18 protein-coding genes are annotated in these 21,411 nt (G+C 45.6%); 8 read left to right on the forward strand and 10 right to left on the reverse strand.

Annotated elements, in window-relative coordinates; all coding sequences use genetic code 11:
* Positions 1-324 precede the first annotated feature (324 nt).
* A complete protein-coding gene (locus tag QUB14_RS28840; RefSeq protein ID WP_445251867.1) occupies positions 325-492 on the forward strand; it encodes a winged helix-turn-helix domain-containing protein in 168 nt (55 codons plus the stop codon).
* A gap of 666 nt (positions 493-1,158) precedes the next feature.
* Here QUB14_RS28840 and QUB14_RS25760 read toward each other — a convergent pair.
* Positions 1,159-1,332: a hypothetical protein gene (locus tag QUB14_RS25760; protein WP_333220609.1), complete on the reverse strand. Its 174-nt coding sequence runs from the start codon at positions 1,330-1,332 to the stop codon at positions 1,159-1,161.
* A 477-nt stretch (positions 1,333-1,809) separates the two neighbouring features.
* On the opposite strand from QUB14_RS25760, the gene QUB14_RS25765 reads away from it, so the two are divergent.
* The 3 genes from QUB14_RS25765 (at position 1,810) to QUB14_RS25775 (ending at position 6,058) form a co-directional block, all read left to right on the forward strand.
* Positions 1,810-3,537, forward strand: a complete 1,728-nt coding sequence (locus tag QUB14_RS25765) for a diflavin flavoprotein (RefSeq protein WP_333220607.1) — start codon at positions 1,810-1,812, stop codon at positions 3,535-3,537.
* Between the two features lie 153 nt (positions 3,538-3,690).
* The gene (locus tag QUB14_RS25770) at positions 3,691-4,320 is read left to right on the forward strand and encodes a hypothetical protein (RefSeq protein WP_333220605.1); all 630 of its coding nucleotides are present in this window, start codon (positions 3,691-3,693) and stop codon (positions 4,318-4,320) included.
* On the forward strand, positions 4,313-6,058 hold the full coding sequence (locus QUB14_RS25775; RefSeq protein ID WP_333220603.1) for a diflavin flavoprotein: 1,746 nt from the start codon (positions 4,313-4,315) through the stop codon (positions 6,056-6,058). The genes QUB14_RS25770 and QUB14_RS25775 overlap by 8 nt, the downstream gene beginning before the upstream one ends.
* 193 nt (positions 6,059-6,251) lie before the next feature.
* Here QUB14_RS25775 and pgsA read toward each other — a convergent pair whose 3' ends face one another.
* From pgsA to QUB14_RS25810, 7 genes are all read right to left on the reverse strand, one after another.
* Positions 6,252-6,770 carry a CDP-diacylglycerol--glycerol-3-phosphate 3-phosphatidyltransferase gene (gene pgsA / locus QUB14_RS25780; RefSeq protein ID WP_333220601.1) on the reverse strand — a complete coding sequence of 173 codons (519 nt, stop codon included), beginning with the start codon at positions 6,768-6,770 and terminating at the stop codon, positions 6,252-6,254.
* A 208-nt stretch (positions 6,771-6,978) separates the two neighbouring features.
* Positions 6,979-7,824 carry an ADP-ribosylglycohydrolase family protein gene (locus QUB14_RS25785; protein ID WP_333220599.1) on the reverse strand — a complete coding sequence of 282 codons (846 nt, stop codon included), beginning with the start codon at positions 7,822-7,824 and terminating at the stop codon, positions 6,979-6,981.
* A gap of 83 nt (positions 7,825-7,907) precedes the next feature.
* Positions 7,908-8,618 (reverse strand): sugar transferase, encoded by a 711-nt coding sequence (locus QUB14_RS25790; protein WP_333220597.1) that lies wholly within the window; start codon positions 8,616-8,618, stop codon positions 7,908-7,910.
* A 274-nt stretch (positions 8,619-8,892) separates the two neighbouring features.
* Complete coding sequence (locus QUB14_RS25795; RefSeq protein ID WP_333220595.1) at positions 8,893-10,863, reverse strand: hypothetical protein; 1,971 nt, start codon at positions 10,861-10,863, stop codon at positions 8,893-8,895.
* Positions 10,864-10,937: 74 nt separating this feature from the next.
* Positions 10,938-13,247: a hypothetical protein gene (locus tag QUB14_RS25800; protein WP_333220593.1), complete on the reverse strand. Its 2,310-nt coding sequence runs from the start codon at positions 13,245-13,247 to the stop codon at positions 10,938-10,940.
* A 387-nt stretch (positions 13,248-13,634) separates the two neighbouring features.
* On the reverse strand, positions 13,635-14,849 hold the full coding sequence (locus tag QUB14_RS25805; RefSeq protein WP_333220591.1) for a transposase: 1,215 nt from the start codon (positions 14,847-14,849) through the stop codon (positions 13,635-13,637).
* 50 nt (positions 14,850-14,899) lie between these two features.
* On the reverse strand, positions 14,900-15,166 hold the full coding sequence (locus QUB14_RS25810) for a hypothetical protein (RefSeq protein WP_333220589.1): 267 nt from the start codon (positions 15,164-15,166) through the stop codon (positions 14,900-14,902).
* A gap of 625 nt (positions 15,167-15,791) precedes the next feature.
* Between QUB14_RS25810 and QUB14_RS25815 the strand changes: the two genes are divergently transcribed.
* The 3 genes from QUB14_RS25815 (at position 15,792) to QUB14_RS25825 (ending at position 18,097) form a co-directional block, all read left to right on the forward strand.
* A complete protein-coding gene (locus QUB14_RS25815; RefSeq protein WP_190663937.1) occupies positions 15,792-16,505 on the forward strand; it encodes a Crp/Fnr family transcriptional regulator in 714 nt (237 codons plus the stop codon).
* An 89-nt stretch (positions 16,506-16,594) separates the two neighbouring features.
* Positions 16,595-17,092 (forward strand): universal stress protein, encoded by a 498-nt coding sequence (locus tag QUB14_RS25820; protein WP_333220587.1) that lies wholly within the window; start codon positions 16,595-16,597, stop codon positions 17,090-17,092.
* 249 nt (positions 17,093-17,341) lie between these two features.
* Positions 17,342-18,097 (forward strand): DUF2232 domain-containing protein, encoded by a 756-nt coding sequence (locus QUB14_RS25825; protein WP_190663939.1) that lies wholly within the window; start codon positions 17,342-17,344, stop codon positions 18,095-18,097.
* 106 nt (positions 18,098-18,203) lie between these two features.
* Here QUB14_RS25825 and QUB14_RS25830 read toward each other — a convergent pair whose 3' ends face one another.
* Positions 18,204-18,326, reverse strand: coding sequence for a hypothetical protein (locus QUB14_RS25830; protein ID WP_333297370.1), 123 nt, complete (start codon positions 18,324-18,326; stop codon positions 18,204-18,206).
* Positions 18,327-18,734: 408 nt separating this feature from the next.
* Between QUB14_RS25830 and QUB14_RS25835 the strand changes: the two genes are divergently transcribed.
* Positions 18,735-20,690, forward strand: coding sequence for a hypothetical protein (locus QUB14_RS25835; protein WP_333220584.1), 1,956 nt, complete (start codon positions 18,735-18,737; stop codon positions 20,688-20,690).
* A 7-nt stretch (positions 20,691-20,697) separates the two neighbouring features.
* Here QUB14_RS25835 and QUB14_RS25840 read toward each other — a convergent pair whose 3' ends face one another.
* On the reverse strand, positions 20,698-21,345 hold the full coding sequence (locus QUB14_RS25840) for a methyltransferase domain-containing protein (RefSeq protein ID WP_333220582.1): 648 nt from the start codon (positions 21,343-21,345) through the stop codon (positions 20,698-20,700).
* Between the last annotated feature and the right edge of the window lie 66 nt (positions 21,346-21,411).

Here is a 21,411-nt window from a genome sequence, read left to right on the forward strand (position 1 = left end):
GAGTTTTAAACCAATACAAGTGAGTGCAGTTTTTTTTGCCATCATAACGGGGGTAGCTAACCCGGATTTGGTATTATCTGGTTATTAGCATCTGGCAGAAGTAGCCGAGAGGTTTCACAAATAACTGGTTATAGTCTCAGTTGGATTTATGAACTGGTCTGGGGGTACAACCGCATTGGTCCAAAATCACTTGGAGATAAAAGGCATGAACATCGAGGTGCCGATAGACTTTTGAATGATGTACAACAAGCACAACTATGGCAAGCGCTACAATCACATCCAACTGTTGGTGGGCTTTGGAACGGACAGAAAGTTGCAAATTGGATGAGTGAATTATTAGGACATTCAGTCAGTAGACAACGAGGTTGGGAGTATTTGAAGGCAATGAGACTACGTTTGAGAGTACCTCGACCCTCTCATCAGGAAGCAGACTGTACGGAGCAGGAACAATGGAAAAAAAAACTAGCAAAAACGGTGACTCAAGTTCAATAAAAGTACCCCGACGCCGAGGTAGAAGTTTGGACAATGGATGAACATAGAGTCGGGCTTAAACCAATAATTAGAAGGATGTGGGTAGATGAATGGACAGTACCCGTAGCAAACGTTAATTGGCGATTTAAATGGTTATGGTTATATGGTTTTGTTAATCCGCAGTCTGGAGAAACATATTGGTGGATTCTACCCTTTGTAAATACCCAATTTTTCAATCAAGTTTTGGCTGATGCAAGCTCAACATTTTAACATCGGGGAAAATAAGCAAGTTGTACTAGCTTTGGATCGAGCTCTTTGGCATACTGCCGGGAAACTTGAAGTCCCAAAAGGTATTCACATTGTTGAGATACCATCTCACTCTCCAGAACTACAAAGGCGCAGAAAGACTTTTGCCACTTACAAATGAGCCTCTTGCTAATCGAAAATTTGAAAATCTTGATGAATTAGAAGAGGTTTTATTTGATCGCTGCAAACAATTACTCCAACAGCAAGATTTAATTCGGGGTTTAACAAACTTTCACTGGTGGCCTCAAGTTCCAGTTTCGGCTTAATTATGGGTAAGTACCCGGACATGATATGATTCCTCTTTTTGAAATTATGAATATAAAAACGTAACAGTTGCCAAATCTGCCAACTCGCCCAGACTGCGAGCAATGCTAAGATTAACTAAAAGGCGGCTTTAGCGATCGCCCCCAAGATGGGGGAATCAAACCAAGATGGCAATTTCACATTCGGTATATTTTGGGCAGTTTTTAGTTCCCACCAATCCTCTACTCGCTGTTGCAACTGTCCTAATTGCCAACAACTCAAATTAGTTTTCTCGAAGGAACTTTCAGACATAGCTTTACATCAATGAGTCGATTTTTGCTTGTGGAGTGTAATTTTTTTTATTCTATCATTATCCCCAAATCCCCGACTGCTTAAACACATCGGGATAAGAGAGCGCGATCGCATTTGACGTTTGATTAGGTTGACTTAAATGCCGAGTCATTCTCGCTAATCCCAATTGTCGCGCGATCGAGAATCGCATTTGACTGATAGTCTTCTAAGGAGGCGATCGCCCAACCACTTGAACTCATTTTTATTACCACAGAGATAAGTTTATTGTCAACTGTTTATAGGCCCAAAATTGATTTTATTGAATTTTCCCTCTTCCTCAAATCCGTTACATCCGGTACAGTGCTTTGTTGCCGAACTGCCTTACGCCATAAATTTTGGGATACTTAACAGCCTCATAAGAAATTTTATAAAGATTTACAAAAGAAACGTGTCAGAATGGAAACAATAAGGTAATGGGTAACAGACAAGGAGGCACTGATGGTAGCGCTGACTGAACGAGTCCAACGCAGATTGACGGTGGAAAAAGTCGAAATTGCCTCTGACACAACGGCAATTCGATGCCTGGACTGGGATAGAGACCGCTTTGACATCGAATTCGGACTCAAAAACGGTACAACTTACAACTCATTCATCATTCGCGGTGAAAAAACCGCCCTCGTCGATACCTCGCACGAGAAGTTTCGCCAGCAATACATGGAAACTCTGACGGGCGAAATTGACCCGAAAGAGATTGACTATCTAATTATCAGCCACACCGAGCCAGACCACAGCGGTTTAGTCAAAGACGTGCTGGCGCTGGCACCCCAAGCGATTGTCGTGGGGGCGAAAGTAGCAATTCAATTTTTAGAAAACCTTGTACACCAACCATTTGAGCGATTGGTAGTAAAAAACGGGGACAAACTAGATTTAGGAAACGGCCACATTATCGAATTCGTATCGGCGCCGAACTTGCACTGGCCCGATACTATTTTCAGCTACGACAGCAAAACTCAAGTGCTGTTCACTTGCGATGCTTTCGGGATGCACTACTGTTCCGACAGCACCTTCGATGACGATTTAGCAGCAGTTGAGGAAGATTACCACTTTTATTATGAGTGTTTGATGGCTCCCAATGCTCGATCGGTACTCGCTGCAATGAAGCGGATGGCAGAGTTGGGAGAAATCGGTACAGTTGCGACCGGTCACGGCCCGCTGCTGCGGCACAATGTGGTGGAACTTACCGGGCGCTACAAAAAGTGGAGCCAAGCGCAAGCTAAGGCAGAAACCACTGTAGCGGTATTTTACACTTCCGACTACGGATTTAGCGATCGACTCAGCCAGGCGATCGCCCACGGTATCACCAAAACCGGTGTCGCCGTGGAAATGATGGACTTGAGAATCGCCGACTTACAAGAAGTTGCGGAACTTGTCGGTAATGCTGCCGGCATCGTAATTTGTTCGCCACCTAGTGGCGGTACTGCTGCTGTGAATGCCGAAGCCGCAATCAACACAATTTTAGTTGCAGCTAACAACAAACAATCTTTCGGTTTGTGCGAATCTGGCGGCGGCGATGACGTATCTATTTACCCGCTGAGAAACAAGTTCAAAGAGTTGGGTTTAAAAGAAGCATTTCCCAACATTTTAATTAAAGAATCACCGACAGAAGCGAGTTATCAACTTTGCGACGAAGCCGGCACCGACTTGGGACAGTGGCTGACCCGGGACAAAGCAGTCAAACAGATGAAATCCCTCGACAGCGACCTCGATAAAGCTTTGGGACGAATCAGCGGCGGACTGTACATTATTACCGCCCAAAAAGGTGATGTTAGCGGTGCGATGCTAGCTTCTTGGGTAACTCAAGCTAGCTTTAAACCGCTGGGTTTAACAATAGCAGTTGCGAAGGATCGGGCGATTGAATCGATGATGCACGCGGGAGATAAATTTGTTCTCAACGTGCTCGAAGAAGGCAATTATCAAACTTTGATGAGGCACTTTTTAAAGCGTTTTGCTCCTGGTGCCGATCGATTTGCCGGAGTTAAAACTCAACCAGCAACCAACGGTTCTCCCATTCTGACAGAGGCTTTGGCGTACATGGAATGCGAAGTAGTCAGCCGGATGGAACTTTCGGATCATCATATAGTATATGCGATCGTCGATAGCGGCCGCGTCTCCAATCCAGATGCACTGCCGGCAGTTCACCACCGAAAAGTCGGAAATCACTATTAGGTAGGAATATCGGGTGCTTATGCGGCATCTTACCTACGCAAAAACTCTCAACGTAGGGTGCTTATGGCGAATCTTACCAGCAGCTAAACTTACGGTGCGCCATAAGCCTTTTCTTACTTTTTGCTTTTCCATTTTCACTCTTAGGAATTGCCAATGCCTGCAAATCTTTTAGAAGACCGAGATTACACAATTATTATTGCCAGAAGCGATGCCAGCCGAGACCCTCACCATCCTTGGTACGAGGAGTGGGTAGAAGCACAGGCATCTCTGATCGACTTAGCAAAAAAATGTCAGGAATTTGACAGCGACGGCATCACCCTTTACGAAGCTTCTACTCCGATGTGGAAGTATAAAAATTCAACTGTTGGCCGGTTAGCTGAAATTTTGCAGCGACAAAATACGGAACCGGATTCAGCAAGCCCGACGGCAACTAATTTGGAAGAAGCTCTGAAAGCAAGTTTTAGCGATTATTTCGCAAACAAAACAGATGGCAAAGGGAAGAAAGGAGCAATAATTGTTGCAGTCCTCGATCAAAAACCCCAAGAAGTCGCTGCTGTCGCCGAAATTATTGTAAGTGCGGCAAATAAAATAGAGAAAGATGAAGAAATTGGAGTGAGCTTTATCCAAATTGGGGACGATTTAGAAACCAGGGAATTTCTGACTGATCTGGATACCAATTTACAGGGTCGAGGTGCAAGGTTTGACATTGTAGATACCAAGTTTTGGCACGAAATCAAAAGAAGTTCTGTAGTTCAGTTTCTCATAGGTGCAATAAATGACTAACACTTTGATTAATAGACTCGCATCTGATGTCAAACCCCGCGACGTGCAGTTTATCCCGATCGCCCTCGATACTTTTATTCTGCGATCGCGCACTTGGGATCGACTCAAATTTGAAGTCGAGTATTCGCTGCAAAAGGGTACGACAGCAAATAGCTATATTATTCAAGCTGACAAAACTGCTTTGTTCGACCCGCCAGGGGAATCTTTTACTCAAAATTACCTGGAATTTTTGCAGAAACGGGTGGACTTGACCAAGCTGGATTACATAATTTTGGGGCATTTCAATGCTAACAGGTCAGTAACAATTAAAGCTCTGTTAGAATTAGCTCCTCAAGTAGCTTTGGTTTGCACGAATCCCGCCGCAATTAGTTTGCGGGCCGCTTTTCCCGAACAAGAATTAAACATTCTGATCGTTCGGGGAGAAGAAACTCTCAATTTAGGAAAAGGTCACGCCTTAAAATTCATCGCGACTCCGACTCCCCGCTGGCCTGACCAACTTTGCACCTACGATCCGCACACTAGAATCGTGTTCACTGACAAACTATTTGGAGCTCACGTTTGCGGGGATCAAGTATTCGATGAAGGGTGGAGCGTTTACAGCGAAGATCGGCGCTATTATTACGATTCCCTGCACGCATCTCAAGCAAAACAAGTGCTGGCAGCAATGGATAAATTCGCCGATTTACCCACAGCATTTTATGCTCCCGGTCACGGCCCGATCGTCCGTTACGGCCTTAATGAACTGAGCAATTTGTATCGGGAATGGAGTCAGCAACAAAATTCAAAAGACTTGACAGTTGCTTTGATTTATGCTTCGGCTTACGGAAATACGGCTACTTTAGCGCAGGCGATCGCCAAAGGAATTACGAAAGCCGGCGTTGCGGTGGAAAGTATCAACTGCGAATTTGCCGAACCGGGAGAAATTCAAGAGGCTATCGAAAAATGCGCGGGATTTATCATCGGAACTCCCACGCTAGCAGGACACGCTCCCACGCAAATTCAAACTGCTTTGGGAATTGTTTTATCTACCGCAACTAAGAGCAAATTAGCGGGGGTTTTCGGTTCTTTTGGCTGGAGTGGAGAGGCGATCGACTTAGTGGAAAACAAGCTGAAAGATGCTGGCTATAGAATTGGATTTGAGCCGATTCGAGCCAAATTTAAGCCGACGGCGGCGACGATTCACGAGTGCACAGAAGCGGGCACGGATTTTGCTCAAGCTTTGATTCGATCGCAAAAATTGCGGGCACCGAAACCGCAGTTAGCAGCAGGGAGCGATCGCACTGAACAAGCTGTAGGGAGACTCGTTGGTTCGCTGTGCGTAGTCTCGGCGAAGCGGGAGGATGTCACCAGTGCGATGCTGGCTTCCTGGGTGTCGCAAGCAACGTTTAATCCGCCCGGTGTGACGATTGCGGTGGCGAAAGATCGATCGATCGAATCTTTGATGTATGCCGGAGATAAATTTGTGCTCAACATCTTAGCAGAAGGGCGACAGTTGCGGAAGTATTTCATGAAAAACTTTGCTCCGGGAGAAGACAGATTTGCCGGAGTCGAAACAATGGAAGCTAGCAACGGCTGTCTCGTTTTGACTGATGCTCTAGCTTATCTGGAATGCCAAGTGATAAGTCGGATGGAATGCGGCGATCACTGGGTAGTTTATGCGGCGATTGAAAACGGTCATTTGCTCAAAAATGACGGCGTGACAGCGGTGCATTACCGGAAATCTGGGAGCCATTATTAAGGGGAAGTAATCTTGATAAATCCTCGCTTTTCCACAAGTCCGCCGGGGGTTTAAACCCCCGGCTAATAGCAAAAGTCCTCTAAAGAGGACTGATGATTTTAACAGTCCTCTTTAGAGGACTTTTGCTTTGAGGCAGGGGTTTAAACCCCTGCCGGACTGGGGGAAAGCGCGTGTTTAATGATATAAAACTCCCTTACTTTTCTTTTATTTCCTTTTCCGGCCAGAGATAAATAGCGCCAGAAATCAAAGTTAAAGCCACAGAAACCCAAAAAGCAATTACTGCGGGAAAATTCCACGCTTCAGACAAAGGAGCAATTAAAAGTGCGATCGCCACAATCTGACTTACCGTCTTCAATTTCCCCCAAATATTAGCTCCCGAAATCGTAGTTTTATTAACACGCCACCCCGCAATTGTCAACTCCCGACCCAAAATCAAAAACACTCCCCAAGCCGGGACTCGACCCAACTCAATCAACACTAAAAGCGGCGCGAGCACCAACAATTTATCCACCAAAGGGTCTAGAAACTTACCCAAATCGGTAATTTGATTCAGCTTCCTAGCCAAATAGCCGTCCAGCCAATCAGTAGCCGCAGCTACCACAAAAATTGCGGTGCAAATCCAGCGGCTTTGAGCGCTTGGGTCGTACAAACCGTAGAGTAGGAAAGGCACTCCCAGTAAGCGAGAGAAAGTAATCAAATTAGGCAAATTCATAATAGATAGGACTAAGGCCAACTGGAAAATTAAACAAAAGTATGTAGTTGCGCTTGGGCGCTCTTTCGTAAGCTAAGAGCGCTAAAGCGCAACTACATACATAAAATTTAACCCTATTTGTGACAGTTGGCCCTAATCCTAATAGAAAGAAGTTCGGCAACGAAACAGTGTAAGGGATTTAACGAATGTAACCTATCTCAGGAAGAAGTCAGAAGTCGATCGCGCAATTCATTAACTGTCGATCTACTTCTATGATATAATCTCTGCCGTAAGATTGATTTTCTAATCCTTGTACCAGATTTTCGGGCAGGTCTTGGGCAATTTCATTGCTACAAGAACCAGCAGCTAAAGCGATAGCTGCTACTGTATCGACATCTCCAGAAAAAGCAATGCAATCTTGGAGCAGTTTGCTCATACTATCATTTCGCATGACCGCAGTAATAGCTGCTCTAACACAGACCAAACCTTTAACGCTGACTTCTCCTTGCCAAGGTATCGACCACTCACCCGCTACGTGCCTTTCTAGAAAATTTCCCAAATTCTTCTTTAAACCTAGCTGATAAATAAAGTAATGGGACATCAAAGCGGCCGCTATAGCTGCATTAATGCCATCAGGAGTGTTGTGAGTAATTGCAGCTTGAATGGTAGCATTTTCAATGACTTTTTCAATAGTAGGAAAAATGCCAATGGGGCCTGCTCGCATCGCCGAGCCGCTTTTATCGCTAGCGGAGTGAATTTTTTCTAAGAATTCTTTTCCGTCTTGAACTTGTAGCAAAAAATTGTACATTTTGCCAGCATAACCAAATCGCCGATCGCGCTGAAAAGCTGCAACAAATTTGCTGGCTAAAAGTTCCGGTGTCCAAGGTTCTCGGCTGACGATAGCTTCTGCGACGGCTAGACTCATCTGCGTATCGTCCGTGTAACATCCAGGCTGGATATCGTGACGGGGATGCTTGATGTAGCCGTTGAGATTGTTGTACATTTCGATCGTCTGCTGGTCAACAAATTCAAAACCCGCACCGTAAGCATCACCAATGGCTAATTCTATTAACATATATTTAATCCGTTTCCTACTATTTCATCCCCTATTTTTTCCTAAAATTTAAAATCCAAAAACACCCCAAAACAGCAAGTCTATTAACACGCACCGTTTTTACTGAAGACAACCCAAATTGTTTGGCAAATCAGATTGATGTCGTAGACAACAGACCACTTGCGCTGATAGTCGAGATCCATGAGTACAATATCGTCAAAGTCTTTCACTCCAGACCGTCCGTTGACTTGCCACTCCCCAGTCATACCGGGTTTGACATTTAAACGTTTCCAGTGAAATTCGTCATAGGCAGCAACCTCATCGGGAGTGGGCGGCCGAGTCCCCACCAAACTCATGTCGCCGACTAACACGTTCCAGAATTGAGGGAACTCGTCCAAACTCGTCCTCCGCAAAAAACGGCCGATGCGGGTAATTCGCGGGTCATTTTCATTCTTAAAAATGTGACCCTTGGCTTGGTTCCTAACTAAATGTTTGAGGTTTTCTGCCCCGACAACCATCGATCGAAATTTCCACATTCTGAAAAGCCGCCCTTTGAAGCCGCAGCGGACTTGACTGTAAAGCAGCGGGCCCGGATTGTCCAATAGCATCGCCACTGCCACCGGCACCGCCACCGCAGCAGCAATTGCCAGTCCCAGCAGCGAGCCCAAAATATCGATTAACCGTTTTACCTTGCTCGTTACGGATCGGTGATGCTGTTGTTTCGATACACCGACTCTGTAAGTAAATTCTTGAAATAATAAGGACAGGATTTCTGATAATGATGATTTCCACGAGGCACCCATGGGAAATTTCATATGATTTGTCTCAACTTTAACGATCTCTTACGTCCATCTTATTAGCCATCCCAAATCTGCAGAACCTGAAATGCTGAGCTTTGCACAATCTTTAAAAACCAATAATACTTTTATAAAGTTTCTATGTATTTTTTATAAAAACGTATAAAGTTTATGTAAACTTACGTAAATTTACAGAAAAAAGTTAGTCCTGGACGCAAAAAAACCTGGTTTCGACTAGGACTCTTCCCGAAAGACAGGGAGGATACTACTGAGAAACCGGGTTTTTGGCCGTTTAGCGATAAATATCGGTGCGAACATCCCAAGCAAGTGTTAGCGGCTCTAAGAATTTTTGCTGGCTGCTAGAGGCGAGTTTGGCTAAATATTCGCGGACAACAGAGGCGTGTTCGAGATTCAAACGATAACCCCGTGACACATCTTCAAAGAAAAGCGGCTCAGCCAAAATTGCTTCCCAATCAGGATTTTGTCTTGACTCCTCGGCCAACAGCATGAAATCTTCCTCCGCAGGCACAAGTCCCGCCGGCAAATTTCCTTCCAAAATCCGCAAAATCCGGGGTTCGCAGGTGCGGGTATTCACGCCCTGACGTTCCAACAACTGCAAAATTTCCTGAAAGCTCAAAGTTTCCTGGCCCAAAACCTGCATTAATTCCCACAGCAGAAAAAAGTCGCTGTACTGCTGCTGCGACACATCCAAAATGTGAGGATAGAGACCCAAACTCGCCAACCCGCAGGCAACTCGACCACATTTTTGGGAAAAATTTGTACTTTGAGATACCGAATTTAATGCAGAATTGTGAATCTCAAAAATATCTCGATCGACCTGCAATTCGTGGTCTTGAACCACGATCGCATTCGGCAGCTTCTGTCGCAACCAGCGGGCGATCGCAGGCCAAGCACCCATACCCCCTGCACAAATCGCCTGATTAATCCCCGCCGGCGACATTCCCGCGCGGCTGAGCAAAGCATTCAATTCGCGGTTTAACTGCTGCACAAAAGGCACTAAAACCAGACTTTCCAAATCTTTGCGCTTCACATCCCAATGCTGCTGGCCAATATCCAAAGCAAAACTTTTTTGATGTTGCAAAATAACTTTTATTTGCCTTGCCGCTTCTAACAATTGCAGGCCAAAAGCAGAACCTTGTAACCGCTGCTGCAATTGATAGCGGCTCGGCAAATCTGGATGCCCCGGACGTGGCAAATCGATCGACATTCCCCACGTTTCATTTTTAGCCAACAACTGACAGATAATATCCTGATCGAAAGCATCGCCAGCAAAACCAAAACTCTGGCAAGTAAAATCAGCACGAGTTAAATCTTGAAGATTTGACGGCAACTCAACTAAAGCTAATTCCACCGTCGCCGCCCCCGCATTCAAAATCAAAGTTCCCCCGCTAAAAGACGAAGCATTAACACTCAGCGGTGCAGCTTCTTCACCGCCCTTAGCAGAATCCACGGCTGACGACTCGACTTCCATGCCATTTTTTACAGGAGTTACAGCAGCAAGCAAAGTGGCGATCGCATCTTCCACCACAAAAATTTGCGAATCAGAAGCCACCAGAGACGCGCCCAAAACCGCCTCCCGCAGATTGAACATATAAACATCCGACCAGCCGGCAGGAGTCCCCAAAATTACACCCTGCAAGTCTAAAAGCGCCGCATCGAGAGTTTCTGGCGTTAGTCCCGAAGCCCTACAGATTAAATTGGAAACTGGCAATCCTGCAAAAATTGCCCTTGGTGCAGAATCCAAAACTTCCCCCGATCCGTCAAATATTTGTCCCCGCAAACTCGGATTCAAAGTAGCCAGCAGTGCGCGCACACCTTGCAGCGGCAAGGCGATCGAAAAAGCCTGCAAGGGCGACCACTGCAACAGCGGTTCGTACATCCCAGCAGCCTCCCGCTGATAAGGAATGCCCACCTTTAAAGGCAATTTAAAATTTTCCAGTAAAAATTCTCCTGCAGCCAAAGCCTGGGGTCGGAATCCCACCGACTTGACTGTCACCTCTGACCCTAGGCTTCCTGGGGCTGTGTTCGCCAGCACCGCAGCCGAGGGAATCCGAAAGCTGGCGTCTGCTGGGGAACCCTCAGCCTGCGATACTTCCCAGTAAATCGGGTGCAACTGGCCTGCTTCGCGATCGAGCAAAGCCGCAGACACGCCGCTGGAACCAAAATCAATGCCCAAATACCAGCTAGAGTTCGGGCGTTCTCGGGATGGGGCGATCGCACCTGCAACAAAAGGAGGCGCCAACTCTTGCTGCTGTGTGGCAAACTCGCTAAACTCGGTTTTCCCCTCAACAACTCCTGCTTTACTCTCTGTCGAAATTAGGTTTTTTTTTTACTTTCTGGAGGACTCGATCGCAGTTCGTTAGTTTCGGCAGTTTCTGGAGGGGGAGAATCAGTCCAAGGGCGATCGGTCTCGGTCAAACTAGCCAAAATCTCGTCTAGCGTCAAATTCGAGTCGTCTTCCTCCGCAAACAAGTCATCCTCAACTTCGTTTTCCAAAACAAAGGGTTCATCCTCAGGTGAGAGTTCCAACACATCGGAGAACAAATCCTCCAGCGTGCCGAGTTCTTCCTCTGCGGCCTCGGCAAAGGGATTTTTTGCAATGTCCTCGGGGGAACTCGCCGATAAATCCAAGCTGTTAGCGGCTGAGAAAATCGATCGCCGGGAGCTAGTATTTTCCAATCCCTCCAGATTGTAGAGGTCTGCCTCCAAAAGTTCCAGAGTATTGTTGTCCAAATTTAGAGCTCGATCGAGGTCATCTTCTAATGCCTCGACCGGCAGCAAATCCTCGTCCGGCGAAGCTTGGATGTACCCATCATCGAGCCCCTGCGAGGATGAGTCGAACTCACCAGTTTGAACATCGCCGGCACTCGGCACATGGGGCGCGGCACTGGGGTGGTGAGGGCTAATTTCTACAGGCGTTCTCAACGGCAAAGCTGCTGACTGAGGCACAGTAGCGCCGAACTGGTCGCTGAGGTTTTGATCCGTTTCTAGATTTTCTCGATCGTCCGCGTCAAGTTGCACCTCAGCGGTTGAGGGTGGTGCTTCTGAAACTTGAGCTACTGTTGCCACTTGCGGTTCAAATAAATCTGCAGTATCTAAAGTTAGAGCGTCTACAGAATTACCCATTACAAAGTCTGAATCTTCATCTCCTAAAATCTCTTCCAGAGATTCGCCTTCCTCTAGCAGATTTACAAACAAATCTTCGGTCATTTTTAGCGAGTCTGCAGTTTCATTATCCGCCGCATTTTGATACTCTACACCTTCACTTTCGACCTCTATTTCAGTATTCTCTACCGGGAAACTTTCGATTTGTAATTCTACTTCAGGAACCGCTTCTCCCGCGAACAAACTTGCATACAAATCCTCAATATCTTCGTTTTTTTCTGTTAACCTATTTTCCGATTCACCGCCAGGAAAAAGAGTTGCGTTTCGAGATACTTCGGGTGCATAACCGACAAATTTATCTTCCAACTCCGGGAGCAAAATTGGGGCTTGAATGCGGTCGCGGTCGCGCCTCAACTGTCTGAATTGCGGAGAAATTTCTGTACCGGCGTAGGGCAATCTGTCTTGTTCTCCGAATTCGCCGGTGCGAATTTCCTGCACCGAGTCTTCAGTCAGAGTCTCTGCGGCTGAGTGCTCGATCGAAGTATTTGAAAGGGTGGGAGCGACAGGAGATTGATCGGCTGCGGTTGGGGTGACGGTTTCGAGATTATTTGCTAAATCGATCGGCTGTTGAACGTAGGAAGATGCTTCTCGTCCCAACTGTGCGGCCAAGTGGTTGACCAAAGCCGCGAACATCGCCTCGCTCTGCTGACTCAAACCGTACATATTTTCGAGTTCTTGTCTCAAGGAAGCTTGATAGCTTTGCAGATTTGCTTGCAAAGCCTCGAACACGGTACCCATCCTAGAATCGAGACTCATCAGCAGACTGTCAGCATGAGATTGGAACAGTTGCATTTGCTCCAACCTCTGAGCCGGCGTCAGCAGCGGGTGTTCTTCTGAGGTTTCTCGGTTAAGTGTTACGTCAATAGCCGATTGTTCATCACCCGCACCGCCCAAAGAGTAAGCTGTTGCGCTGCTTTGCAATAACTGATTTTCTAGGGAACTTATAATTTGGGAGAAATCGCTAGTCAAGGTTTCTTCCAAGCGGGCAGTCAGTACCTGCAAGAATTCAGCAATGATTCGCTGTTGATTGGCTTGTTGCTGAGCTAGGGATTGTTGCTGCTGCCGTTTTGCTTCTAGCTGTTTGATTTCTTGAATTAGAGCTTGCTGCTCTTGCCGCAGAGCTTCTATGTCTTCTTGGAGCGGCCCTGTCAGGCTTGAACGCAGGTGGCTGATTTCTCCGGTTACGGCAAGCATGATTTGCTCTGCTGCTGAGGGGCCAGGGGCGGGCAGAGGCACTTTGGGCACTGGAACTGGTTGCGGGCGCACATTTGGGCGGGCGGGGGCTTTTGCGGCCGTTAGCTTTGAGTCTGAGGAAACCAGATAAGCGCGAACTCGCTCTAAAAGTTGGCGCTGGTGGACAGTATCAAGAGAACCCGTCCAAGGCAAGCGGGGTGCGGGCTTGCTGAGTACCTCGTCTATCTCAGCAATCAGTGCTTGAATTTTGTACTTCTGAGAATTCAAGGGCGGAACCTCTGGGAATGCGGCTTGGGAGAAACTTTACCGAAAAAAGACTGAAGTCAGGCGGCAGCGATGCCAATAGATAGAATAATCTGAATGCGAGTCCGTCAATCGATTTTAGATTTTAGATTTTAGATTTTAGATTTAAGCATTGACCGCACGGATAAATTCGGGGGCTCCTTTATCGGATACAGGTTTTTTATTTCTGGACGGATGAATCCGGGGGCTTGTATCCTGGATGCTTTCGGTCAATTATTCACTAATATTTTCTGACAACTGTTAATTAACGTTTTGTCTTCGGATAACTTCTATTGCCTATGATAGGTTAGCCGGTACTTCCGCACCCAATGCCCGCTTCTATCAATTGCAAGTGCTTTGACAATCCTCGGTCTAAAGACACGAGGATTCTTCGTTCATAGACCCAACTTGCCCTAGCAGGATTACTCCAACCAAGGTAGAGGTCGAATCTCCCGAAGCGTTCGGATCTATGACCCAAGTTCCGGTATGCCCTACCGTACTCAAGGCTAATTTCAGGATATTAATAGCAGCATTCCAATCCCGGTCTAAGACGAAGCCGCATTGGCAAGTGTGGGTTCTCATAGAGAGGGATTTTTTGATTAACGTGCCGCAATTAGAGCATTCCTGAGAGGTGTAGGCAGGATTGACCGGTACGGTTATCTTGCCAAACTTAACCCCGAAATACTCTAACCATTTCCTGAACTGATACCAACCCGCATCATTAATAGACTTGGCAAAACAATGGTTCTTGACTAAGTTCTTAATCCTCAAGTCTTCATAGGCGACCAAATCGTTAGATTGGATTACACAACGTGCCAGTCTCTTGGCATGTTCTTCACGTTGCCTACTTATTTTGAGGTGTACTCGTCCTAGTCTATTAATGGCTCGTTTACGATTGGCAGAGCCTTTTCTTTTACGAGAAACACGTCTTTGTCGAAACCTTAGACGCTTCTCGCCTGCGCGATAAAATTTAGGGTTAGGCTCAGTATGACCATTGCTATCGCTGTAGAACTCCTTGATTCCTGCATCCAATCCAACAATTCTACCTGTCGGCTCAATGTCTAGTTTTCCAGTTTCGATTTTCACCAAGAACTGAACGTAGTAGCCATCGGCACGACGCACTAGCCTAACCCGCTTTATTTGGTCTAGTTGGTAGAAGTGTAAGTCCCACGTCCCTTTAAGTTTAAGTTTACCAATGCCCTTCTTATCAATGAAATTGATTGAGCGTCTATCGGGGGAAAGCTTCCAGCCAGAAGTTTTGTACTCTACCGAGCGGCAATTCTTCTTAAATTTTGGATATCCCTTCTTTCCGGGAATAGACTTCCTGCAATTGTCGTATAATCGAGCAATTGAGGAATATGCCCATTCAATAGCAACTTGGCAAGCGTGAGAGTTCAAAGTATTTACAAAGGGAAACTCAGCTCTCAGCTTGGTGTTGTAGCGATACAGCTCTTTTTGCCCTACGCCGTGATTATCCATCCAAAAACGGATACATTTGTTGCGGACGAATTGAGCAGTTCTAATCGCCTCATCTATTGCTGAGTATTGAGTTGTTTTCCCTTTAGCTTTGAACTCTAAAACTCTCATTTGACGTGGACAAACCCTACGGCAACTAGCTTACCATAAATAAAGCCGTCCTAGAAGGACGGGGATTGAATCCCATTATTGTTGGTCAAGTTCTGTGGCTCAGGGGCGAGTTTCCCCACCCGGAGGCTGATTCCTGCTCGTAAGAGCTGCGCTCCCGACGAACTTTTTCCTTCACCCGCTTGAAGGGCGGGCCGCACACTGTCACCGCGAGTTTCGTTAGCATGGTGGCGCGCCACTGTCTCTTCATCTTTCACCGAGTTGGAAAAAACCTCAAACAATTTGGGATTGGGGATACCGACATTCGGGATTGTTCCCATATACTGGGTTTGAGTAACCTTTAATTATAGCCTTTTATATGTATTCATGGCTAGATACTAATGGTACAATAATCTTGGGGTAGCAGAAAAGTTTGCTGGGAAGTGGGTGGGTTTCGCTCGCCAAGAGCGCCAGTCTTCAGGCTCGCAATGGCTGTGGATTTTGCCGATCGTGCGAACCTTTGCCAGGTTTCAGGCTTGCAGTCGGATTGGGGATCTGTCTACCGTGCTTGCAGGCTTGTGTTCGTCGATTCTGCCTTCTCGACAGCCGGGCCTAGTGACAACAAATCTCTCAGCAGTGTTAAGCTTTCTAAGCGAAGTGCTTTCAAAGGTAATTCGATCGGCTCAGTCGTTTGCCACCTTGCTAAAATTTTGTTAATAAAATTTGCTCAGTGGTATATATCTAAAAAATTATGGTATATTCTTTAGTTTCTAGCTCCCAATCAGAGCTTGAGGCTATTAATTCCCATATTGAGCCTTTGCCCGCAAAACTTTAGAGGTAAAATTGCCGATTTGAGATCCTTGATTTGAGATCCTTGTTTCTTGAATCTCAAATCGAATGACTCGGCTGCAAGCTATTTCTAACTGCCCAGCGCAGCTCAAGCGCATAAATTAAAATGATGGCCTCATGGAAGACCGCTTTAACACCCGAGATCCGAATTCCAATATAAATCAATTGATAGTTTCTACTCCTTTTTTTGCAGGATTACCCGATCCTGTAATCGAGAGAGCAACTGTCCACATCGTTACCCGCAGTCATCCGTCGAATCAAGTGATTTTACTCGAAAATGACTGGGGAACATCAGTGTATTTTATATTGGATGGTTGGGTGAAAATTCGCACCTACAACCTAGACGGAAAAGAAGTAACACTGAATATTTTAGGGAAAGGAGAATTATTCGGGGAAATGGCCGCGATCGAAGAAGCACCGCGATCGACAGATGTGATCACCCTAGCCCCGACACTGATCGGCAATATGCCATCTCAGGATTTTGTGCAGCTCATTCATACCGAGCCGCTAGCAGGCATTCGACTAGCTCAACTGATGGCGCGTCGCCTGCGACAAGTCAACCGCCGCCTGCGTTTGCGAGAGTCGGACAGTACCTCGCGAGTAGCAGATATTCTATTATTTTTGGCCGAGGGGCAAGGCAAAAAAATCCTGGAAACAGGAGGTACAGAAATTCCCAACCTGCCACACAGAGAATTGAGCAGCCTCAGCGGGCTGGCTCGCGAAACAGTAACGCGAGTGCTGAGCAAGCTGGAAAAAAAAGGAACTATTCAGCGCGAACGTGACGTTTTGTGCATTCCCGACCTGCACGCCTTAGAGCGTCTGTTAGTCTAGAAGTATCAGAGTTTGCTAATTTGAATTAGATTCAACAGCACTCTCTGTTACCTAACTGATACTAATGATTTCCCGCAGGAGGTAAAGCTGTGAGTTTTAAGAAAATTTTCGCCGCCTTAGATGATTCTGAACTCGGCCACCGCGTCTTCACTCAAGCTTTAGAATTAGCTCAGAGCGATCGCGCCCAGGTGATGCTATTTAACTGCGTTACTGTTAGCACGGTGGGTCAGACTGCAGTGCCAATTCCGGTAGATTTGGGCCTGAATGTCGAGTTAATGGATCAAGCTTATCAAGCTCAACGTTTGCGGCTGGACAGGGATGTAAAACAGGCTTCGGGTTTGCTGAACAATTACTGCGACGCCGCAGCAAAAAAAGGATTGCAGGTGGAATTTGACTGCAAAATGGACGGAGATCCGGGGCATTGTATCTGTGAATCCGCCGAAAATTGGGGCGCAGATTTAATAGTGTTGGGGAGGCGCGGCCGCACTGGGTTTACAGAAGCTTTTCTCGGCAGCGTCAGCAATTATGTCGTTCACCACGCATCTTGTTCGGTTCTTGTAATCCAGGAAGCCAAAATCGAAAAATAATGCTGCTGAAAATTTTGGCTGAGAAAATCCATCTAAAATAAGACTTGCGTTCCTGCCTAAACCCGGTTTCTGCGAGCAATATTAAATTTGGCGGCGAGGCATCCAAACAGTGAAACCGGGAATCAGCCGTATCGGGCGCAAGTCCCGTAAAATCTAAAATCTAAAATCTAAAATCTAAAATCGGGAATCAGCCGTATCGGGCGCAGGTTCCGTAAAATCTAAAATCTAAAATCTAAAATCTAAAATCGGATGAGTGATTTTTTTTCAGCAGATGCTGCGTCTAATTCGGGTAGTTCACCCAGTACAAATAACGAGCCGCAAACCGCCGATATTTCAGCAATGGCTGGCGATCGCACCAATCCCGATCCGGGGAAGCGGGCCTCTGGGGAAGCGCCTTTAAGGCTGGTAGAAACGGCTTTTTTAGCAAGTACGGCTAGCTTAATTTGGCTGGTAAATTATTACTTTCCGCTGGGGCCTTTGCTGCGGGTTTTTTTCCCGATACCCATCGCCCTAGTTTACTTGCGTTGGGGCAACCGAGCAGCTTGGATGGCAGCTTTGGTATCGGGTTTGCTGCTGTCGGTACTCATGGGCCCGACGCGGAGCATTTTATACGTGATGCCTTTTGGAATTATGGGAGTTGCGCTGGGAGGACTTTGGAGGCGTAAAGCGAGTTGGTCACTCTCTATTAGTGTGGGCGCGCTAATTGGTACTGTCGGCTTCTTTTTTCGGTTTTGGCTGCTGTCAGCGTTGGTGGGTCAAGATCTATGGGTTTACGTAACCGCCCAGGTAACAGAGATGGTGGAATGGGTGTTTGTGAAGCTGGGCTGGCTTAATGTACCGAGTTTGAACACTATTGGGGCGATCGCCGCCGGGATGATTTTGGTTAACAATATTGTCTATTTATTTGTAGTGCATTTAGTAGCTTTGCTGCTATTAGATCGTTTGGGAAATCCAATCCCGCGGCCGCCAAGCTGGGTGCAAGTTTTGATCGATTATGAAGAGTAGTTATTAGTCCTTCTATCAATTAAATTCGTATAACTAATTATTTTAAAAGCAATCGCCCTCGCACTTGAAATTTTGAAGAACACGTCCTGCGCGATCGTCTCCCACTTTACAAGCGCTCGATGTAAACTAAACTTGCGCGAGCATCGTACTTATACGCTTCTAATTGAATCCTGACCAACTTGTGAGCCAATATCGGGTCAATTAGTAGCGCTCGTATTTGTGCAGGCACACATAGAGTGTACCTGCGTAAGCCTTGAATCTAACCTATCATCATTCCAGGGCTGCTTACTCCTAGATTTTTCGTTTTTACCCTACTTTTTAAGACAGCTTCAATTTTAGCTTTTGTTCATACATCCCGTGAGCGCCCCTCTGTTCCCGAAAAGCCCTGTTTTCCCCAAGCCCTTATTATTACCAAAAGTGCGATCGCACTTCCCTCAATCATAAATTTCTCTCTCGTATCCAATCCGATTAATAGTAATTACCTTTAAATCATCCTCCACCAACGAAAACAAAAAACAATATATTGACAAAATTTATACAGTATTCTAAGATAAAATACGATTCATAACACACCCCCAAAACTTAACACGTCCTCGCTCCACAAGTTAACAATTTAATATAATAGGCTTTGACAGCAATGGTTCCATACCTAATATCCTTCTTCTACGGTATTTGCCTGCTTTTATCCTTAATCGGTTGGGGGAAATTCCTCAACCACATTCTTTTTCCCAACCAGCGAAAGGACTGGGGACAAAGAGCCGCTTGGGGTCTAGCCTTGAGCCTTATCATTGGCGGTGTATTAAACGCAACTTGGAATATCTCGCCACCCACAATTTTTATTTTTTTAGGTTTGGGACTCATTTATTGTCTAGTAGATTTGGTAAATCACAGACAATCAATCGCCAGCAATCTCTCACAGCTATTTCAAGAAAGTCGCAAAGATAAAATAATCTTAGCAGGCCTTGCCACAGTCAGTCTACTGATTTTAATCCAATACGCGGGATGGGTTTATACAGGCAGACTCAACTTTGCCAACATGGTGTATGCTGACGGGTTTAATACCAGCGATGACTACCACGCTTACTTAGTATTTCCCCACAAAATGCTGCAACTCGGTTCTATGGGCCTAGAGCCTTTTAGCGAAAGAAGAATAGTATCTTTTGGGGGACAGTCATTTCTCCATACTTTCATTGTCAGCGTACTTTCCGACACTAATTTAAACATCATAGACCCTGGTTTGGCGCTGATTATTACGCTCGGCCTAATTATCGGATTTTTCAAAGAAAATCAAGCCTCGACTAGACGAGTAATATTTACAATTTTATTTGTATTATTGATTGCTGTCCCCAAGGCAAACACTACAAGTATGATGTTGCCAGTACCTTTATTTTTAAGTTTGTTTAGAACCCTTGACAGCAAAGAAATAAACCGCAACTATTGGGTTTTTAATGCTTGTATTATCGCTTTAATCTCCGCCGCAATTTGTACTTTAAAATCTTCTCTAATTCCTGCCTCGGCTATTGTATTTGCAGTTAGCTACCTTTGCTATTTTCTTAGCTCAAATACAAAACTAAAAGTTGTATGGGAATTCGGGCTTGCGACAGTATTAGTAGGAATATTTCTCCTACCTTGGATGATTTCTTTGTATCAATCTTCAGGTACTTTATTGTATCCTCTTTTGGGAAAAGGCTATCACGCATCCGCCTACGGCATTACTTTCAAATCAGGTCCGACACTCTTGGCGACTGTTAAAACAGCCCTCGCAGCATTCAGAGGTATTTACGTTTTTATAGTGATATTGCTCGGCTGCTTGAGCTTAAGTATCCGACCTCTAAAATTTGCTAATTTACCAGCAGAATCCTCGTTCTCAAACCGCCAAGCACCTTTATCTATGACAGTTGCAGCCCTAGTGGCAACTGTTGTTGTAGGCGTACTTACTGAAAATGCCGACCCTTTTCGTTATTCATTCTCTCACTTATTTCCAGCAATTATCATATTAATTATGATCGCCATGACGGATACAGGAGGGTTAAATAAAAACGGGATTCCTAACTTTTTTATTGCCGCTGTATTTTGTGCAGGTCTTACAATCAGCTACGATTGGGATATAACTAAAAATACTTATTCAGCGTATGTGAAAAATATTAAATTTGGACTAACGAATCCCTCTTTAGTTTCAGCTAAGCAAAAATTGCAGTATGCAGCGCTGCAACAGTCTATTCCACAGGGAGAAACAGTCTTAACGAGGCTAGATGCACCTTTTATCCTCGATTTTAAACGCAATCAAATTTTTCTCGCTGACTGGCCAGGAGGAGCGAGTTTGCCTCCCGGAATGCCTGTATTCAAAGGCCCTGAAGCTTTAGCAAATTATTTAGTTTCAAAATCTATTGGATACATAGCTTATTCGTCTTGGAGTCTCAATCATCCGGCAGATGTAGATACTTCAGAACCGGGATTGTCATCTTGGTTTCGACTGCAATCACAACTCTCTCACGACTTTCGCGATAACGTGCAGCAACTTGCAAAAACTCGAAAAAAGCTCTATGAAGACGGAGAAAATTTTGTGCTGGATTTGGGAGTTCAGCGTAAGTAGCAACTATTTAGATGACATAAAAGAGCAGATTAGATATCAAACCGAAAAGCCGAAAATGTTTGGTAGAAATTCGAGCATCTACAGGCAGCATCTTTAAGACATCTTTCTCAGATAAAAGATTGAGATTTTCCTCCTGGGCGAAAAAGTGTTGACCGAGCAATTTCAGCAACGCTCGAAACCAGGAGGGGGGCAGCCAATGTATGAAGGGAACAGCGGTGTGGAATTCTAGGGGATACCAGCGGTTGGGAGTTGTGATGCAGCAAGTTTTGCCGACGCGGCAAAGTTCCATAACAAAAGCTTTTTGCTGAACCCGACTCCCAACGTGTTCGATTACGGCAAAACTCACGACTAAATCAAAGCTTTTGTCGGGAAATGGCAAGGCTAAACCGTCAGAACGGACATATTTTAAACCGGGATATTCTTGCTCTAAAAACGAAGCATCTTCCATACCGACTGCGGTGATTTTGTCCTTATGCGGATAAAGTTTCTCAAAGAAATTGCAGTCTTCCCGGCGGTCGGAAGTTACCCCTACATCCAACACGGTTGTGTCGGCGCTGGGATTGGCTAATGCCATCAGCAAATCGAACATTTTTTGGCGGGCGTACCAAGATACTTTTGTTGCGAAACCGCCTAGCTTGGGGCCAACATACAGCACTTCCGGCTGTTATGAGGTACAATAAGAAGAGATTCTAAAAATACATCAATGAAAGCATATTCAGTT

Source organism: Microcoleus sp. B3-D2 (genome assembly GCF_036705345.1).
In the GTDB taxonomy this organism is placed as follows: domain Bacteria; phylum Cyanobacteriota; class Cyanobacteriia; order Cyanobacteriales; family Microcoleaceae; genus Microcoleus.

What these genes read in the sequence shown, in the direction of transcription:
- QUB14_RS28840 (WP_445251867.1), top strand. Translation starts at nt 325, where the DNA reads ATGAGTGAATTATTAGGACATTCAGTCAGTAGACAACGAGGTTGGGAG.
- QUB14_RS25760 (WP_333220609.1), bottom strand. Translation starts at nt 1,332, where the DNA reads ATGTCTGAAAGTTCCTTCGAGAAAACTAATTTGAGTTGTTGGCAATTA.
- QUB14_RS25765 (WP_333220607.1), top strand. Translation starts at nt 1,810, where the DNA reads ATGGTAGCGCTGACTGAACGAGTCCAACGCAGATTGACGGTGGAAAAA.
- QUB14_RS25770 (WP_333220605.1), top strand. Translation starts at nt 3,691, where the DNA reads ATGCCTGCAAATCTTTTAGAAGACCGAGATTACACAATTATTATTGCC.
- QUB14_RS25775 (WP_333220603.1), top strand. Translation starts at nt 4,313, where the DNA reads ATGACTAACACTTTGATTAATAGACTCGCATCTGATGTCAAACCCCGC.
- pgsA (WP_333220601.1), bottom strand. Translation starts at nt 6,770, where the DNA reads ATGAATTTGCCTAATTTGATTACTTTCTCTCGCTTACTGGGAGTGCCT.
- QUB14_RS25785 (WP_333220599.1), bottom strand. Translation starts at nt 7,824, where the DNA reads ATGTTAATAGAATTAGCCATTGGTGATGCTTACGGTGCGGGTTTTGAA.
- QUB14_RS25790 (WP_333220597.1), bottom strand. Translation starts at nt 8,618, where the DNA reads ATGAAATTTCCCATGGGTGCCTCGTGGAAATCATCATTATCAGAAATC.
- QUB14_RS25805 (WP_333220591.1), bottom strand. Translation starts at nt 14,849, where the DNA reads ATGAGAGTTTTAGAGTTCAAAGCTAAAGGGAAAACAACTCAATACTCA.
- QUB14_RS25810 (WP_333220589.1), bottom strand. Translation starts at nt 15,166, where the DNA reads ATGGGAACAATCCCGAATGTCGGTATCCCCAATCCCAAATTGTTTGAG.
- QUB14_RS25815 (WP_190663937.1), top strand. Translation starts at nt 15,792, where the DNA reads ATGGAAGACCGCTTTAACACCCGAGATCCGAATTCCAATATAAATCAA.
- QUB14_RS25825 (WP_190663939.1), top strand. Translation starts at nt 17,342, where the DNA reads ATGAGTGATTTTTTTTCAGCAGATGCTGCGTCTAATTCGGGTAGTTCA.
- QUB14_RS25835 (WP_333220584.1), top strand. Translation starts at nt 18,735, where the DNA reads ATGGTTCCATACCTAATATCCTTCTTCTACGGTATTTGCCTGCTTTTA.